This is a genomic window from Psychrobacter lutiphocae DSM 21542 (assembly GCF_000382145.1).
Lineage (GTDB): Bacteria > Pseudomonadota > Gammaproteobacteria > Pseudomonadales > Moraxellaceae > Psychrobacter > Psychrobacter lutiphocae.
This window is the reverse complement of record NZ_KB907622.1, coordinates 104,187-121,477: the sequence shown is the minus strand read 5'-3', so window position 1 is coordinate 121,477 and position 17,291 is coordinate 104,187. Positions and strand designations below refer to the sequence as shown.

Annotated in this window: 16 protein-coding genes; 4 read left to right on the top strand and 12 right to left on the bottom strand. The window is 43.3% G+C overall.

The window, feature by feature from the left end; translation table 11 throughout:
* Positions 1 to 215 precede the first annotated feature (215 nt).
* Together H140_RS0100615 and H140_RS0100610 are read right to left on the bottom strand one after the other, a co-directional pair.
* Positions 216 to 494, bottom strand: a complete 279-nt coding sequence (locus tag H140_RS0100615; protein WP_019671715.1) for a type B 50S ribosomal protein L31 — start codon at positions 492 to 494, stop codon at positions 216 to 218.
* 312 nt (positions 495 to 806) lie between these two features.
* Positions 807 to 2,084 (bottom strand): EcsC family protein, encoded by a 1,278-nt coding sequence (locus H140_RS0100610; RefSeq protein WP_019671714.1) that lies wholly within the window; start codon positions 2,082 to 2,084, stop codon positions 807 to 809.
* A gap of 461 nt (positions 2,085 to 2,545) precedes the next feature.
* Here H140_RS0100610 and H140_RS0100605 point away from each other — a divergent pair, with 461 nt between their 5' ends.
* Entirely contained in the window at positions 2,546 to 4,339 is a 1,794-nt protein-coding gene (locus tag H140_RS0100605) for an anthranilate synthase component I family protein (RefSeq protein ID WP_019671713.1), read from the top strand.
* A 71-nt stretch (positions 4,340 to 4,410) separates the two neighbouring features.
* Here H140_RS0100605 and hisC read toward each other — a convergent pair whose 3' ends face one another.
* From hisC to H140_RS16365, 8 genes are all read right to left on the bottom strand, one after another.
* Complete coding sequence (gene hisC, locus H140_RS0100600; protein ID WP_019671712.1) at positions 4,411 to 5,523, bottom strand: histidinol-phosphate transaminase; 1,113 nt, start codon at positions 5,521 to 5,523, stop codon at positions 4,411 to 4,413.
* 174 nt (positions 5,524 to 5,697) lie between these two features.
* Positions 5,698 to 6,999 (bottom strand): histidinol dehydrogenase, encoded by a 1,302-nt coding sequence (gene hisD / locus H140_RS0100595; RefSeq protein WP_019671711.1) that lies wholly within the window; start codon positions 6,997 to 6,999, stop codon positions 5,698 to 5,700.
* 60 nt (positions 7,000 to 7,059) lie between these two features.
* Positions 7,060 to 7,740, bottom strand: coding sequence for an ATP phosphoribosyltransferase (hisG, locus tag H140_RS0100590; protein WP_019671710.1), 681 nt, complete (start codon positions 7,738 to 7,740; stop codon positions 7,060 to 7,062).
* Positions 7,741 to 7,928: 188 nt separating this feature from the next.
* The gene (gene murA, locus H140_RS0100585) at positions 7,929 to 9,197 is read right to left on the bottom strand and encodes a UDP-N-acetylglucosamine 1-carboxyvinyltransferase (protein ID WP_019671709.1); all 1,269 of its coding nucleotides are present in this window, start codon (positions 9,195 to 9,197) and stop codon (positions 7,929 to 7,931) included.
* Between the two features lie 118 nt (positions 9,198 to 9,315).
* Complete coding sequence (locus tag H140_RS0100580) at positions 9,316 to 9,564, bottom strand: BolA/IbaG family iron-sulfur metabolism protein (protein WP_026348708.1); 249 nt, start codon at positions 9,562 to 9,564, stop codon at positions 9,316 to 9,318.
* A 184-nt stretch (positions 9,565 to 9,748) separates the two neighbouring features.
* Positions 9,749 to 10,768 carry a BON domain-containing protein gene (locus H140_RS0100575; RefSeq protein ID WP_019671707.1) on the bottom strand — a complete coding sequence of 340 codons (1,020 nt, stop codon included), beginning with the start codon at positions 10,766 to 10,768 and terminating at the stop codon, positions 9,749 to 9,751.
* 71 nt (positions 10,769 to 10,839) lie between these two features.
* Positions 10,840 to 11,286 (bottom strand): YraN family protein, encoded by a 447-nt coding sequence (locus tag H140_RS0100570; RefSeq protein WP_019671706.1) that lies wholly within the window; start codon positions 11,284 to 11,286, stop codon positions 10,840 to 10,842.
* A 118-nt stretch (positions 11,287 to 11,404) separates the two neighbouring features.
* On the bottom strand, positions 11,405 to 11,533 hold the full coding sequence (locus tag H140_RS16365; RefSeq protein ID WP_019671705.1) for a hypothetical protein: 129 nt from the start codon (positions 11,531 to 11,533) through the stop codon (positions 11,405 to 11,407).
* Between the two features lie 113 nt (positions 11,534 to 11,646).
* Here H140_RS16365 and rsmI point away from each other — a divergent pair, with 113 nt between their 5' ends.
* Positions 11,647 to 12,537 carry a 16S rRNA (cytidine(1402)-2'-O)-methyltransferase gene (rsmI, locus tag H140_RS0100560; RefSeq protein WP_019671704.1) on the top strand — a complete coding sequence of 297 codons (891 nt, stop codon included), beginning with the start codon at positions 11,647 to 11,649 and terminating at the stop codon, positions 12,535 to 12,537.
* A gap of 37 nt (positions 12,538 to 12,574) precedes the next feature.
* Here rsmI and H140_RS0100555 read toward each other — a convergent pair whose 3' ends face one another.
* A complete protein-coding gene (locus H140_RS0100555; protein WP_019671703.1) occupies positions 12,575 to 13,213 on the bottom strand; it encodes a DNA-3-methyladenine glycosylase family protein in 639 nt (212 codons plus the stop codon).
* Positions 13,214 to 13,852: 639 nt separating this feature from the next.
* Between H140_RS0100555 and nrdG the strand changes: the two genes are divergently transcribed.
* Together nrdG and nrdD are read left to right on the top strand one after the other, a co-directional pair.
* Positions 13,853 to 14,311, top strand: a complete 459-nt coding sequence (gene nrdG / locus H140_RS0100550) for an anaerobic ribonucleoside-triphosphate reductase activating protein (RefSeq protein ID WP_019671702.1) — start codon at positions 13,853 to 13,855, stop codon at positions 14,309 to 14,311.
* 146 nt (positions 14,312 to 14,457) lie between these two features.
* Positions 14,458 to 16,398 (top strand): anaerobic ribonucleoside-triphosphate reductase, encoded by a 1,941-nt coding sequence (gene nrdD, locus H140_RS0100545; RefSeq protein ID WP_083932615.1) that lies wholly within the window; start codon positions 14,458 to 14,460, stop codon positions 16,396 to 16,398.
* A gap of 88 nt (positions 16,399 to 16,486) precedes the next feature.
* Here nrdD and H140_RS0100540 read toward each other — a convergent pair whose 3' ends face one another.
* A complete protein-coding gene (locus tag H140_RS0100540) occupies positions 16,487 to 17,248 on the bottom strand; it encodes a sulfite exporter TauE/SafE family protein (RefSeq protein ID WP_019671700.1) in 762 nt (253 codons plus the stop codon).
* Positions 17,249 to 17,291 lie beyond the last annotated feature (43 nt).

Below are 17,291 nucleotides of genomic sequence, written 5' to 3'. Positions count from 1 at the left end.
AAATCTGAAAATTAAGATATCGAGGAAAAAGAGTGTAAACGCTACAAGTAGTAGGTTTAGCGAGTTTGACAAAGATAGGTTATTTTTCAGAAAAGGTATAACCATACATTTAATCAGAATAGATACTGTAAACATAAAAAAACCACTGCAACTCATCAGAGCGCAGTGGTTTTTTATGCTGAAAACAAACAGCAGAACAATCTACATCAGTAGAATTATTCAGCGTCAGTTTTCTTAGCCTTGCTACGGCCACCAAACGCACCAAAGCGTTTGTTGAAGCTTGCAACACGACCTTCGTTAGACGTTTTACGCTGCTCGCCTGTGTAGAAAGGATGTGAAGCACTAGAGATATCTAGTGGATAGTAAGGATATTCTTGACCTTCATACTCACGAGTAGTCTTAGTTTTAGCTGTTGAACGGGTTAAGAAGAAAACGTCCGCATTAGTGTCATGGAACAATACTTCTCTGTACTCTGGGTGGATATCTTTACGCATAATATAGTCTCTCTGTGTCCGATATACAGCTGGGCTGTACGTAACTGAGGCACTAGCGCATCTGATGATTGGCCACCGTGTCACTGGCTTATTCCAGCACAAAATACCAACCATTTGCAATTCTAGCCTTCCTCAGCGGGAAGTTAAGGCGGTAATTTTACCGACTAATGAGCAGTGATGCAAGCCATTAATGATGAAAAAATCAGGGCGCACCTTCATTATTCATCATTATTTTGGGCGCATTAGTCTGTTATTACCTATTATTTAGCTTTGTTATTTAGCTTTGTTATTTAGCTTTGTTATTTAGCCTTCTTATTTAGCTTTTGAGTCTGCTGTACTTTTGTTTGCTTCTGACTCAGTTTCTGCCTTAGCTGTGTCTTTCTTTTCAGACTCAGATGTTGCTGATGCTTTTTTATCTGCTTCTGATTTATCCGCCTCTGACTTTTCTGCGGCTGCTTCTTTTTCAGCTGATTTTTCTGCTTTGTCTTCTACTGGCTTCTCTGCTGATTTTTGCTCAGCTTTTGCTTCTGACTTAGCTTCTGGTTTGGCTTCAGCTTTAGTTTCTTTCGCTTCAGTCTCTGATTTAGACTCAGCGTCATCGGCTTTGGCATTACTTTTGTCGGCTATGGCTTCTTTTGCTGTGATAGGCTCTGGACCAAAGGTTGCTTTTGCAACACCAATGACCTGATCAATTAAGAAGCTATTATAGTGAACGGTGGTCGCAACAGAGACCAGCGGCAACACTCTTGATAACCAGCTTAGATTGATATTATCCAAATCAAAGTTAAACTGCTCAGCTAATTTATCAACTTGTTGCGCATAAAACTGCACATTACTGCTCGCAATACCCACACCTTTAATCAGCTCATTACGCAAGCCACTATTATCAGCATTTGCTACCAAGCCTTTTACAACTCCTAACGCCGCTAGAATGGTTTGTTTTTCTTGCATCTTACTTAAGTCAGCATGTGACAAGACCGCATAGGCCATTTTGACACCTTGCTTACCCGTCAGCGGCTTATCATAGACTGTCGCCAACTGATACACTGTACGCAGTGACACCAATAGTAACCACAAGGTATCAGCCAACATACCAAGCAGGCCAGCTAAACCCGTGACACCGCCTAGAGTTGCCAATGCACGGTTTTGATTCGCAATATCACGTGCCAGCGCATTTCGTTCTTGATCACTTAGACCCTGAATACCTGCAAAACGTTGCTCATTTGGCAAGTCAACCTGACTCCAACTGGCCGCCAATTTAGCCACTTGTGAAAACACGCTGTCGGCCGCCTTTTGCGCCAAACTATCTGGCACCACTTTTTTGGCATATTTACCATAAGTAGCAAAGCGTGGACCCAGCAGTTGCTGTGAGGTTTTAAGCGTTTGTTGGCTTAGTAGATTGCTAGCATTGCCAGTTTTATAATTTGACAGATCTACTGCTTTAAACTGATTTGCTTTGCCAGATTTTGCATTTAAATTGTCTAATAACGAGCCAAAACGCTCCAAATTATTACGTGCCACCAGCCCAGCTGTATCTAAGCCTTTTACGACAAATTTACTGGCTTTGTTTCTTTTTGATTTTTTATCCATAATAGATACTTCCTAAGTAAATTGAGTTTATTAATTTAAACAATACAACAGCGAATCTAATAAAGCGATGACCGCACCTTTTCAGTGAAAAGCTTAAACCAAGTGAAAAGCGTAAATTGAGTTGAAACCATAAATTAAGTCAAAACTATAAATTAAGTCACAACCATAAAACCGGTTACAACTATAAAGTGCTAAGTTAATACAACCAAGTTAGCACAGTTTAGTTAGCATAATCTAGTTAGCATAATTTAGTTAGAAGGTTAAGCAAGTTACAGGGTTAAGGTTAAGCGAAATCAACGCCAACTTCAATTAAGTCCATTTTATGTAAACTATGACCATATATCAGTTTAAACAGTGTTATCAGTGATTGGCACAATGTAAAATAGTATGACAACTAAACCATACACTATGCATTCATTAATCGTTCATTAAACCAACACCTAAATAAATAAGCGCCAACAATGAGTATTGATAATTTTTTCTTTGATAATTTGCCAGCCCATCAGTTGCTGCCACATCTATTTCATCTGATTAACCACTCATCACCAGCAGTAGCATCATTACCGTGGCAGGTATGTTGGCTAAATAATGACGGCCAGCAAGTTATCGGCTTATTGCCGAAAGTGGCTTGGACGGTCTACCCTGCAACCAATACTTCTGTCGTGGATTTAGAAGATGGCAACTTAAAGTTTGAAATAGTGAATACCCAGCGTCAAGACTCAAAATCAGGCTCAGGCTCAGGCTCAGGCTCAGGCTCAGGCTCAGGCTCAAAATCAGACTCAAAATCAGACTCAGACTCAGACTCAGACTCAGACTCAGACTCAGTCGCTGCCGATACTGACTGTGCTATAAGCTTACAGCAAAGTTGCGAGATCTTAAACTATCATGACTGGATTAATGAGCTGGTGGGCTATGCACAAGCGCAAACGAAAACCGACACACAAAGCCAGCCGCTATTCAAAAACAGTAATCAGCAAAACCACACGCAGCAAAACCACACGCAGCAAAACAGTCAGCCACAGCCAACATTAACAGCACAGCCAAGCTACCATAACGGGCTCATGGGCTTTATTGGCTATGATATCGGTGCCAAAGTGCTGTCGCCTAACTCAGCGATTGCTGTTGCCGATCAGCCTTGTGCCTTTTTGGGTCATTATGATATCTACTTGACCCCCATTGCAGCAACCCAAAGCTGGCAGTTGCAAACACATGCGGACACCTCAGCGGCAGCCAAGTCCTTGGTGGTTAAGCTATTGCAGCAGCTTGAGGCTCAACTGCAATGTCCGAAGCAGAAGACCGCTTGCTCGTTTTCACGCTTGCCACAGCTTCCTCTAACAGCCGCTTGGACACAGCATGATTATCAAACAGCATTTGCTCAAACCCAGCATTATCTGTATCAAGGTGACAGTTACCAAATTAACCTAACGCAAAAGTGGCACGGTCAATTAAGCCAAGCACCAAACCCACAGTATCTGCTCAACTATTTGCCGAATTTGCATCAACAAACGCAAGCACCCTTTGCTGGTTATTTGGCGATTAATACACCCAGCGATAAAACAGCAAATCAGAAGCTCATAAATGAGACATCCACCCATAACCAGAGCCTAGATTTTGAACTGCTCAGCTGCTCACCTGAGCTGTTTGTGATGTTTGATAAAACCATCAACAACGAACAGCGCATCCTAACTAAGCCAATCAAAGGCACCCTACCACGCGGAAAAACACCTGAACAAGATGAGCAACTCAAACAACAACTGGCCAATAGTGAAAAAGACCAAGCCGAAAACGTGATGATTGTCGATTTATTGCGTAATGACTTGGGTAAATATGCCACTACCGGTAGCGTACAAGTGCCAAAGCTTTTTGCTATTGAAAGCTTTAGCAATGTGCATCACATGGTCAGCTCAATTACAGCCACCATACGACCGGAGATTCACCCGTTAACCGTATTGTTTGACAGCTTGCCTGCTGGCTCCATCACTGGCACGCCAAAAAAGCGCGCTGTTGAAATCATCAGTGAGCTTGAAGCCGCACCACGTGGTGCTTACTGTGGCAGCTTGGGCTTTTTGAACTTTGACGGGACTGGTCAATGGAATGTGCTTATTCGCTCACTGCAAGCCAACGCTCACGGTGATGTTGCACTTTGGGCAGGCGGCGGTATTACCGTCGGCTCTCAATGCGACCTAGAATATCAAGAGTGCTTGGATAAAGTGGGCAATCTACTGGCGATTTTGGATTCTGAGAGTAATGATTAGCTCAAAGCTAATAAAACAAAAAAAGAACAAAGCGAGGCTTTGTTCTTTCTAGGAGCACTTAAACTTTAAAACTAATCTAGCAACTGCTGCAATGCAGTAATCAACCGCTGATTTTGCTCAGCTGTGCCTACCGTAATACGCAAATACTCATCAATACGAGGCTGACTAAAATAACGCACAATAATGCCCTGCTCTCGCAGCTGCTGGGCAATCTCGCTGGCATTGCCCTGTTCTGGACGGGCAAACACAAAGTTCGCTTGCGATGGCAATACCTCAAAACCAAGTTCGGTCAACTGCGCAGTCAGCTGCTCACGCAGCTCAATCACCTGCTCACAAACTTGCTCAAAATATGCGCTGTCTTGCACACTGCCCAATGCACCTGCTTGCGCCAATCTATCTAATGGATAGCTATTAAAGCTGTTTTTCATGCGAGTTAAAGCTTCAATCAATGACGGATTACCAAAGGCCATTCCCACTCGCAAGCCTGCCAATGAGCGTGATTTTGAAAATGTCTGAGTCACTAACAAGTTATCATGCTTGTTAATTAAACTTACCGCAGAAGCAGGAGCTCCTTCTTCAGTTTTAGCAAAATCAATATAAGCCTCATCAATCACTACCACTACATTAGGATGCTCACTTGCTAGCTTATCAATAGACTCTAACGACAATAAAATACCAGTGGGCGCATTGGGGTTGGCGATAATAATTCCTGAACAAGGCTGACGATAGTCATTGGTTTCAATACTAAAGTCGTCACGCAACGGAATATTAGCCAACTCAATGCCAAAAGTATCCGCATATACTGGATAGAAGCTATAACTGATATCTGGTGCCAGTAGTGGGCGCTCTTTCATAAAGAAGCTGGCAAATACCAAGGCCAAAACTTCGTCCGATCCATTACCAACAAAGACTTGATTGACTGTCAATCCATATGCGTCAGCCAATGCTTGACGCAAGTCATCCGACTCAGGGGCTGGGTACAAACGCAGTGCTTGAGCTTGATCTACCAATACTTTACCAATAGCTTCAGCGACTTTTGGTGAGGGTGGGAACGGATTTTCATTGGTGTTAAGCTTGCACAAATTATCATGTTTTGGCTGCTCACCTGGTACATAAGGATTTAAATTGCGCGCTCTATTAGACCACAGTCTTGTATCTGGTTTAAATTCCATAGCATTTGTCATTTTATTTTGGTTCACCTTTTATATTGTTCTACTGACGACTATCTATGACTATCCTATTCATATCTCAGCTTTGGTCTCGGTCTTAATCTTAGTATCGTTCTTAGTCTTAGTTATGTACATATCCAACAGTTTTAGCTAAGATCCAAAAGTTTTTGCTAAGATTATAGTAACTAGCTAGGCATCACCACTGCGATAGCGTGCTGAACGAGCATGCGCCTCTAAGTTTTCTTCCATTGCCAAGATATCAGCGACTTTTGCTAGTGGCTTAGACCCTGCTTGCGTACAGTAAATTAAAGATGATTTTTTCTGAAAATCATATACCCCTAATGGTGAAGAAAAACGAGCCGTTCCAGAAGTTGGCAATACATGATTCGGTCCTGCACAATAATCGCCAATAGCTTCTGGCGTGTGACGACCCATAAAAATCGCACCAGCGTGACGAATGTCGTCAATCAAGGCTTCTGGATTATTTAACGACAACTCTAAATGTTCAGGTGCGACTCGGTTAATTACTTCGAGTCCCTGTTGGCGATCTTTAACCAGAATTAATGCACCACGATTTTGTAATGATTCACGCGCAATATCTGCTTTAGGCAAGATGCTTAACGCCTTGCTAATGGCTGCATCTACTGCTTTTAATTGCGCTTCACTGGTAGTCACAAATATAGACTGCGCCACTGTATCATGCTCAGCTTGCGACAATAAATCCATCGCTAACCAATCCGCATTGTCTTCTGCCTCACCTTCTGCATAGACCAGTACTTCCGATGGGCCAGCAATCATATCAATGCCAACCTGACCGAAGACGGCACGCTTGGCAGCGGCAACATATTTGTTACCTGGGCCTGTGATTTTATCTACTTGTGGAATGGTCTGTGTGCCATATGCCAAGGCAGCGACCGCTTGTGCGCCACCAATAGTAAACACCCGCTCTACTCCTGCCAGATAAGCTGCGGCCAATACCAAAGGATTTAGCTCACCTTTTGGCGCTGGCACTACCATGATAATCTCTTTTACACCAGCCACTTTTGCTGGAAGGGCATTCATCAATACCGAAGACGGATAAGAGGCCAAGCCACCCGGCACATAAATGCCAACGCTATCTAATGGCGTAACCTTTTGACCCAAGCGATTGCCCAGCTCATCCGTGTAATCCCATGAAGGTTGTTGCTGACGCTCATGGAAGCTTTCGATACGAGCAGCTGCTGTGTTCAAGGCCTCTTGTACTTTTATATCAAGCTCATCATAAGCTTGTTTTAACTGCTCAGTGCTCAACACCAGATCTTGCATACTTTGCGCTGGATGTGCATCGAACTTTTGGGTAAGCGCTAATACCGCCTCATCGCCCTGATGTCGGACTTGATGAATGATGTCGTCCACTGTGGCCAATAACTGCTTGTCATTGACCGTTTCAAAGGCAAGTAGCTCAGTGAGTTGTTGATCAAAATTAGCATCGGTACTGATTAACGTGCGCATGGATAATCCTTAAAATAGAGTAGAATCAGGGTAAAGCCAACTTGCAAGTTGCAAGCGGGCTTAATGTTCAATCTGCTCAATGCTGTGCTTAAAACTATTTAAAATCGGCTCAAGTAAATCAAACTTACGTTTATAACTGACCTGATTGACAATCAAGCGTGAAGACACATCACAAATATGCTCACGTGGCTCAAGCCCATTAGCACGTAAGGTATTACCAGTATCAACCACATCCACAATCAAATCACCTAAACCAACCAAAGGAGCAAGCTCCATCGAGCCATACAGCTTAATAATATCGACTTGTTGACCTTGACTTGCAAAATAAGCACGTGCAACATTGGCATATTTGGTCGCAATACGTAAGCGACGATTGGGCAGTGTTGCTCCTTTAATAGCAGCTGTCATCAGCTTACATCGGGCAATCTTTAAATCTAGAAGCTCATAAACATGCTTAGCACCATACTCAAGCAAGACATCCTTGCCAGCCACACCAAAGTCAGCTGCGCCATGCTCTACATAAGTCGGTACATCACTGGCACGCAATATCAATACCCGTACTTGCTCATGAGAGGTTGGAAAAATCAATTTGCGTGATTTATCTGGATCTTCTAACAGCTCAATTCCTGCCGCTTGTAACAGTGGCAAAGTCTCTTTTAGAATACGACCCTTTGATAATGCCAATGTTAGCCCATTAAAGTTGCTATCGGCTTGATTAAGTAGTTCGTTATTATCAATCATAATAAGTCAGTCTTATATTATAGTAGCTCTTATATTATAGGTGGGAGCAAGTGTTTTAATTATCAAGCAGTTAGGTCAGAAATATCCTAAATTCTAATCACATCAAACCCTAATCACATCATATCTTAATTACCTTAAACTTGAATCGCCTGCAATCCTAGTTAAAGTAAATAGAACCACATTGAGATCTATCCATTTGGCTTAATACGCTCAATATTAACCCCTAAACCACGCAGCTTTTCTTCAACATTTTCATAACCACGATCAATATGATAAATACGATCTATTACTGTCTGCCCTTGGGCGGCAGCAGCGGCCATCACCAACGACATAGAGGCGCGTAAATCTGTAGCCATAACGGGAGCAGCATTGAACTGCTCAATGCCACGAATAATAGCCGTATGACCATCGACCTGAATGTCTGCACCCATCCGCTTCAGCTCAGGCACATGCATGTAACGGTTTTCAAAGATATTTTCACTAATGGTACTGGTGCCATCTGCTAAGCAGCATACCGCCATCAGTTGTGCTTGCATATCGGTAGGAAAGCCTGGATGTGGCTGGGTACGGATATTGACAGGTTTAGGACGACCTGACATTTGTGCACGAATCCAGTCATCCCCTGTGGTAATAACAGCACCCATTTCTTCAAACTTTTGTAACACTGGTTGCAAAAGGCTTGGGGCAGTATTTTTGGCGGTTACATCACCACAGGTCATCAGCGCTCCAGCCAGATAAGATCCCGTTTCGATACGATCTGGCACCACAGAGTAGTCACAGCCATGTAAGCTATCCACCCCTTCAATGGTCATAACCGCAGTACCGATACCCTTAATTTTAGCACCCATAGCGACCAACATATTGGCTAAATCAACCACCTCTGGTTCACGCGCACAGTTTTCTAAAATCGTGGTGCCTTTCGCCAAGGTTGCTGCGATTAACACGTTTTCTGTACCACCAACGGTGACCATATCAAAGCTAAATTCACAGCCAATCAAACGGCCTCCTTCAGGGGCTTTGGCTTTGACATAACCGTTTTCAACCATAATGTCTGCACCCATGGCTTTAAACGCCTTTAGATGCTGATCCACAGGACGTGAGCCAATGGCACACCCCCCTGGCAAAGATACTTCTGCCTCGCCAAATCTTGCCAACAAAGGACCCAATACCAAGATTGAGGCGCGCATGGTCTTCACTAAATCATAAGGCGCAAAGTAATTTTCAATACTGCTAGTATCGCAACGTACCGTGCTGCCTTCTTTCACAATATTAACACCCATCCCTGCGATCAGCTTAACTAGGGTACGCACATCCTGCAAGGTGGGAACATTATTCAGCGTCGTCGGAGTTTCTGCTAAAATCATAGCCGCTAATAAAGGTAATGCGGCATTTTTTGCACCCGAGATAGTAACTTCCCCTGCGATACGACTGCGGCCAGTGATTAAGAATTGATCCATTGAACAGTGTCCTAAACTAGATTTACGATAAAATTAACTAAAAAATACGGTGTCTATGCCAGAAATGGCTTTGGCTTAACCTCTTGGTTAGCACAAAAGCAAATAACGGCGGCTTGGCTTATTGCTCTGCCTGCATTTGCTGCCACTCTTCTGGGGTTAATGCTTGGATATTAAGGGCGTGAATATCACCACGGGCAATAAGCTCGTTGACCAAAGCATATACCGCTTGTTGACGCTGTACTTGACGCTTGCCTTCGAAGCTGATATCTACCACACGTACATCAAACTTATTACCTTGATTGGCTGCCTGAATGAGTGCATCTGGGAAGTGAGGTTGTAAAAATGTAATTAAATCTTCAGCGTTCATACTCATGGGGGCTACCTTTGTTGTAAATATGATTTTAGGTTGTAAATATGATTTTAGAAAAAGTAAAAAATAATAATGACTTAAAAACAGCTAAGCAAATGGGTCAAACCAGCTTTAATTGTTAACATTGAACATAGCTGGTCCATAACTGCTGGTGATTATAGCAAGTGTGATTAAGGTTTGCCTACCAACCAGGCACTTCTTGCTTATACATCTCAATATAAGGACTGGTATAAGTATTTGAGTCCTGACCTGCTGGCATCTGCCCTCTTGGATTTGATGTGTCTTGTGTTTGTGGCACTTGAGTCGTATTCTGAGTCACTGACTGATTGGCAACTTGACTAGAACCTTGCATTCGTCCTCCACTTTGCGCTTGCGGTGTAATGACAGGTACGCTTGCTACCTGAACACTCGCTTGAGTTTGAGTCCTCTCTTGCATAGTAACACCTTGATTGGCAACCACTTGACCAGCATAAGCCTGGGCTACTGGCGCTTCAATCTCTACTGGCGCTTCGGTATAGCGTGCCGCTGGTGGCTCAAGCCCTGCCTCTTGAGTAATACTACTTTCATCTAACGGTCTGCCGTTATTATCAACCAAGTCTGTGAGCAGTACCAACTGCTTAATACCGACCGTACTGTCAACAATATTAATCAAATGCCCACGTTGTGATGGGGTTAGTTTGCCCATAGCATATACCACTCCCTCATCGGTGACAATTTTAATTTGACGGCCACTAATGCCCTTATTTGCCAAAATCTTAGCATTAACTTTAGAGCTAATATAAGCATCATGCACGGTATAACTGGTGCCTTTTTGATTGGCAATACTAAGTTGATTGTAAAACTGTTCTACATCTGGCATGGAGGCAATAATCGTATCAATTTGCTTTTTGGTCATCTCATCTGGTACTTCGCCAGTCACTAGCACTGTACTATAAAAGCTATACACATTGATACGGCTACGCTGATGCAAGGTAGGATCTATCCGATTGATATTGACCAGTACTGTATTTTCAATACTTTTATCCAAGATTCGTTGCGCTAAGGTTCGATCAGTTACTGCCACACCATAAGATTCATTTGGGGCATTGATGGTCTGTATCGATGTACAGCCAGACAACAAGCCGACACCTAACAGCGCACCCAATGTACACCGTCTGCTATTACGAACAACCTTATTGGCTAATAACCAAGAACTCGCCATGTTGATATCCTTATTTTCTTTGATTTTTCTTTGACTTGTTTCTAATTTGTCTTAGTTTGCTAAAAACTTTGTTACCATGCAGGTGCAAGAAATGCGCCTTGTATCCATTCCGGCTGGTTGTTGTACTGATTTTGTGGTTCAACAGTAGATTGAATGGCAAAGGCTGGTTGGTTGTAGGCCACCACATCAAACCGACAATCAAGCTTGGCATACTGCGGATGCTGTTGTAAAAAATAATACGCAGTTTTAATCAACTTGCGCTGCTTGGCCTTGGTCACGCTCATTGCCGCATCACCATAACTTGTTATTTTACGCTTACGCACCTCAATAAACAGCAGCACATGCCAGCATTTGCCCAAATGCAACATCACCAAATCAATTTCACCTACTTTGGGTTGCTGCCAATTACTAGCAATCAATATCAACCCTTGTTGCTGCAAATAGCTAGCCGCTAACTGCTCATAGTAGCCGCCGTGGCATTGCTTTGGTGAGGCCAGTAAGTCGGGATTAGAAGGCATCTGCTATCCTTAGCATTGAAGTTTATCGATATCAATACAACCCCTCTTAATAATGGGTTAAAACTTTATCTACATGACGCAATATCGCAATATCAATATATTGATACTGGTATTGATGTCATTTACCTGCTGGCAAGACGGCCATCGTCTGACTAACCACCATCGTCTGACTAACCACCATCGTCTGACTGACCACCATCGTCTGACTGATAGTAGTAATTCGTCTTTGGTCAATATCTTTGGTCAATAAGTGACCCTGACAAAGTGACACGCATCACAAGGATATATTATCACATCGTGATAGACTGATAACAGTAAACCTAGCTTTATCTTTAAACAATCGTATAATTAAGGTCTTTTATGACAGCAACAGACACCTTTTTTCAGCCAAACACAGCCATAAACACTCAGCCCAATATAGCTGCCCTTTATATCGTTGCCACGCCTATTGGCAATATGAGCGACATCAGCGCTCGTGCCATCAATACGCTAAATAAAGTCGATATCATTGCCTGCGAAGATACCCGCACCTCTGGCAAGCTGCTATCTAACTTTGGTATCAATACCCAAACTTGGGCGTATCACGAGCACAACAGCGAAATCCAAACCCCAAAAATTATTGAAATGATCCAGCGTGGTCATTCTATTGCATTAATCAGCGATGCCGGCACCCCACTAATCAGTGACCCCGGCTATCAACTGGTGCAAGCGGCTCATAAGGCTGGTATCAAGGTCGTACCCATCGTTGGTGCCAGTGCCGCCATTGCCGCCCTAAGTGTTGCGGGACTGCCCTCAGATAAGTTTAGCTTTGTTGGCTTTTTACCCGCCAAGACTCATGGCCGCATCAAACAGCTGGAGCAATACGCCAATCGCACTGAAACCTTAATCTTTTATGAAGCGCCACACCGCATCATCGCTAGCTTGAACGACATGGCGGCAGTGTTTGGTGACACCCGTCCTGCCACCTTGTGCCGTGAGCTCACCAAAACTTTTGAGACGGTTAAAAAAGCAACACTCAGCGAGCTAGCAGAGTTTGTGGCAGCAGACAACAATCAACAAAAAGGGGAAATCGTGTTGGTGGTGGGCGGTGACGTCAACAACAAAACTGACGATGACAGCGCCCATGACAAGCTGTTATTACGCTTATTAGAAGACTTATCGGTGAAAAAAGCCGCTGCTTTAGCATCGGATTTAACAGGCGTTAAGAAAAATGCACTGTATCAACGACTGCTTGAGTTGCAAGACAAGTAAATACTTACATTGTAAAGCAGATGAATAATAAATAACCCTAAACCGGCAACGCGTCACGTTGTTTTAGCCAGCCATAATACTCCCACAGCAGCAAACTGGCCGCACTGCGATACGGTGACCAGTGTGCGGTTAACTCACGCAACTGTTTGGGAGTTGGTCTGGCATCAAGCCCTAATAAGTCCATCGCTGCCACTTTAATTGCCAAGTCATCTACCGCCAACACATCCGCCCGCCCAAGACTAAATAATAAATACATCTCTGCCGTCCAGTTACCAACGCCAGTGACCTCAGTTAAGGTCTTAATCACCTCTTTATCTGGCAACTCGTTCAATGCCTCAAAATCAATATTGTGCTCTACCAACGAGCGCACATAACGAATCTTCTGTCTCGACAGACCCTGCCTCCGCAGTTGTTCATCATCAGCGTCTCTAATACTCTGTGGCTTAGTCAATCCAGCAACTTCTAGCTTATGCCAAATACTACTGGCCGCTGCCACCGACAACTGTTGCCCTACCATGGCACGCATTAGGCGGCCAAATCCACCTTCATTTCGGCGCAAATCAGGCACACCGATTTGTCGGTAGATAGATGCAAAACGAGGCTCTATCTCAATTAGGCGCTCAATATGCGCCTTCAGTTCTTTTGAATTAGCGATACTCCTACGCACATTTGTCATAAATGTTTCCTAGTCTTTTCATTTTTATCCATTTTTATTTATCAGTTTTTATCAATAAACATATCAAATCACTCTGCCCAAATCCAACCACTAAAAATACCTCACTAAAAAACAGAACTTACAACTAAAACTACTTATCCATATATCCATATATCCATATATATAGTCAAAGAAGTCTAAAATGGTGGCAAGACAACCGAGCGCAAGTACTCCAAAAAGGTAGGCTTAGCGAAACACAGCGTTTAGTAGTTCGCTGACTATAAGCTGAATAAAACTAATCCTAGTCCAATTTAAACTGACGAACTGATTGGATAAATCATCAAAAATATTAACGAGTTATCGCAGTGCTCTTTTGTACTCAACACTTGTTTGCTTTTATTCCAGTTGCGCCCTTATTCTGCAAAGGATTACCGACAACATCTAAACCCATAATATTAGTAAGGCTTTCTTAACCTAGGTTATCCCACGCTCAATTTTTCTCAATCAGCCCTCCATAATCGATACATAGACTGTTACGAAATTTCAAATAAAAGCACAAAACCAAGCTGAATAAGCTTCAATCTCTAAAACTACATGTTGTGTTTATAATTCAAATTGCCTACTATATATAGTGTTTTTAATCCAACCATGGGTGCCTGTATGTTGAACCTAGTCGAGTACGATATCGTCTTCCAAGAAGTGCCAACCGAAGTTAGTTTGGCCTTAACCATAGCAGGATGCCCCGTGAAATGTCGTGGCTGTCATCGTGCAGATACTTGGAACCCTAATTTGGGTAACCCATTAACTGAGGCAGTTTTACAACAACTATTGCAGCAGTATCAAGGTCTGATCAGCTGTGTGCTATTTATGGGCGGAGAATGGCAACCAAAGGCGCTACTTACCGCCTTAAAACAGGTCAACCAAGCTGAATTAAAAACAGCGTTATACACAGGGTTAGAGCAGATCGACCCTAAGATACAGGCACAATTAACCTATCTAAAAACCGGACCTTGGATCAGGGAATTGGGCGGGTTAGATCAGCCAACCACCAATCAGAAGTTTATCAACTGCCATACTGGTGAGACGTTAAACCATTTATTTCACCGAGAAGCTGGCTAAAGTCTTTTACTGATAGCTGATAACGCCAATCTCAACTTAGAATGCAGGCGGTGGATTATGAGGGGTTTAACTCCCTTTCTTTTCCAAAGGAAGGGCTGGGGATGGATTTTTAATGAGTATCGCAAAATCCCCCTAAATCCTTGAGGATGGATAAAGCATCCAGTTGCCTCAGTCGCCTAACCCAACGATTTAACCAAACTACATCACTCAATCAAATAAACAATCAATTAAATAATCAATCAACCAAACATAGAAACAACCCAATAACAAAACAGGGCAAAAAGGGAAATAACATGACCAAGTTAACCTCACAGCAACTGACCGACAAACTGTCCTTTATTGATGACTATATCCATGCACAAAATGCGGCTGATGGCTCACGTGTTGATGCCAACGCTAACGTCACCACTAAGAATATCGCCACCTTAGAAGCTGAGATTATGAAGGATTATTTTATCCAGATTAATCGCCGCCAAGTGCAACAAGAGATCAGCAAATTATTTGGTGAAGATGAGGCGCAAGAGTACCTGCGCCAGATTGAAGATCACGAAATCTATGTGCATGATGAGACCAGCCTCAAGCCTTATTGTGTGTCTGTTTCTTTGTATCCATTCTTGCTCGATGGCTTAAAAAAACTGGGCGGTGAGTCTGAGCCACCTAAGCATTTAGCGTCGTTTTGTGGGTCATTTATCAACCTAGTGTTTGCTATTAGCTCACAATTTGCTGGCGCAGTGGCCACGGTTGAGTTTTTGACCTACTTTGATTACTTTGCTCGCAAAGATTATGGCGAAGACTACTTAGAGACTCATCCTGATCTGATTAACAATTATTTCCAGCAAGTGGTGTACTCGATTAACCAGCCGGCCGCAGCACGTGGCTACCAAAGTGTATTCTGGAACATCTCTTTGTATGATCAGTATTACTTTGAAGCGATGTTCACTAATTTTGTGTTCCCAGATGGTGATCGTCCGGTGTGGAATACGGTCAAAAAGTTGCAAGCTCACTTTTTAAGCTGGTTTAATGAAGAGCGCAAACGTGCCATCTTGACCTTCCCTGTGGTCACTTGTGCCATGCTGACCGAAAATGGCCAATGTAAAGATGATGAATACGCCGACTTATTGGCCAAAGAACTGGCGGAAAAAAATAGCTTCTTTATCTACCAAAGTGATAATCCAGACTCACTGGCGTCTTGCTGTCGTTTGCGTAACGAAATTAGCGATCACAGCTTCTCGTACACCTTAGGTGCTGGCGGTGTGGCGACTGGCTCAATCAACGTCATCACCTTAAACCTAAACCGCTTAACCCAAAACGGCAGTGACTTGGCGGCCGAAGTTCGCAAAATCCACCGCTATCAAGTCAGCTATCGTAAGTTAATCGAATCTTATCTGGAAGCAGGCTTGCTGCCTGTATATGACGCTGGATTTATCCAACTGGACAAGCAGTTTTTGACCTTAGGTATTAACGGTATGGCCGAAGCCGCTGAAAGCCAAGGCATCGTGGTCGGTAACAATGCCGCTTACCGTGAGTTTGTGAATGGCATTTTAAAAACCATTTATGATGAAAACCGCAAAGCCAGTGCCAAATACGGGGTAAAATTTAATACCGAATTTGTGCCTGCTGAAAACCTAGGTATCAAAAATGCCAAATGGGACAAACGTGACGGCTATCAGGTCAACCGTGATTGCTACAACTCATACTTATACCTCGTCGAAGACACCAGCACCACCAGTTTAGACAAATTTATGCTACATGGACGTGAGTTGACCCAGTGGTTAGACGGTGGCTCAGCGTTGCATCTTAACTTAGACGACAGCCTAGACCATGCCCAATACCGCAAGATATTAGATATCGCTGCTAAGACAGGTTGTCAGTACTTTTGTATCAACGTGCGCACCACCATTTGTAATGAGTGTCAGCACATTGACAAGGCCACCCAATATCATTGTGAAGCCTGTGGTTCGCAGGATGTGGATCATGCCACTCGCATTATCGGCTATCTAAAACGGGTCTCTGCCTTTAGCCAAGGACGCAGACGTGAGCATCAATTGCGTCATTATCATCGTGAAAAAGTGACACAGGTCGCTTAGGCTATCTTTGTTGAAAGACAACTCAGATTATTAAAAGCAAACAGGGCGTATATCAATATGCGCCCTATTTGCTTTTATTTTACAAGAGTTAAAGTAACCCACTAAACGCCTGCCAAGCCACTCGGCAGCCAAGCACAGTCAAAATAACCAAGACCAATTGCCGAAATCTGGCTTGCGACAAATACTGGCGTAACTTGATACCAAGCATAATACTCATCACAGAAACCAGCGTCAACAGCACAATCAACATCCAGTCACTGCTTGGTAGCGCCTTGATTGGCTCCCATAGGATAATGATTTGTGCCACTTTACCCAAGAAATAGCACATATTACCCACCTTGGCGATGGTGTTTTTATCCTCAGTTGCTGACAATAAATACATCAACAAAATCGTTGACATCGCGTTGGTTGCGCCACCAATAATACCTGCCACAACACCAGTAACAATCAATACTGGCTTGGTATTGGGTAAAACAATACGCTTGCCCAGCACATGACTGCCAACATAAAAGGCAATCACTGCCGCCAACAGCAACAAAATATAACTGCTGTCGACCCAAAGTAGCAACTTCACACCCAGCAGACTGCCCACAAGGCTCATCAAGGCCAATAGCCAGTAATTTTTTAGGTAATAAACGAAATCGCCCCACATACTGCGCTCACCCCCATGCATCCAAGTCATGAGGTTGAGCATCATAGAGGGGATAATAATCAAAATAATGGCGTGCTGCAGGGGATACATACTCGCCAGCGCTGTGGTGGTTACCAAAGTAACGCCCAGACCACTAATGCCATGTAGCAGTGACGCTATGGCGAATATGGCTGATAACAGTAGAGACTCAATATCCATCGCAAACCACTAGTATTAAGTGTCACAATTTATGTTAAATGTG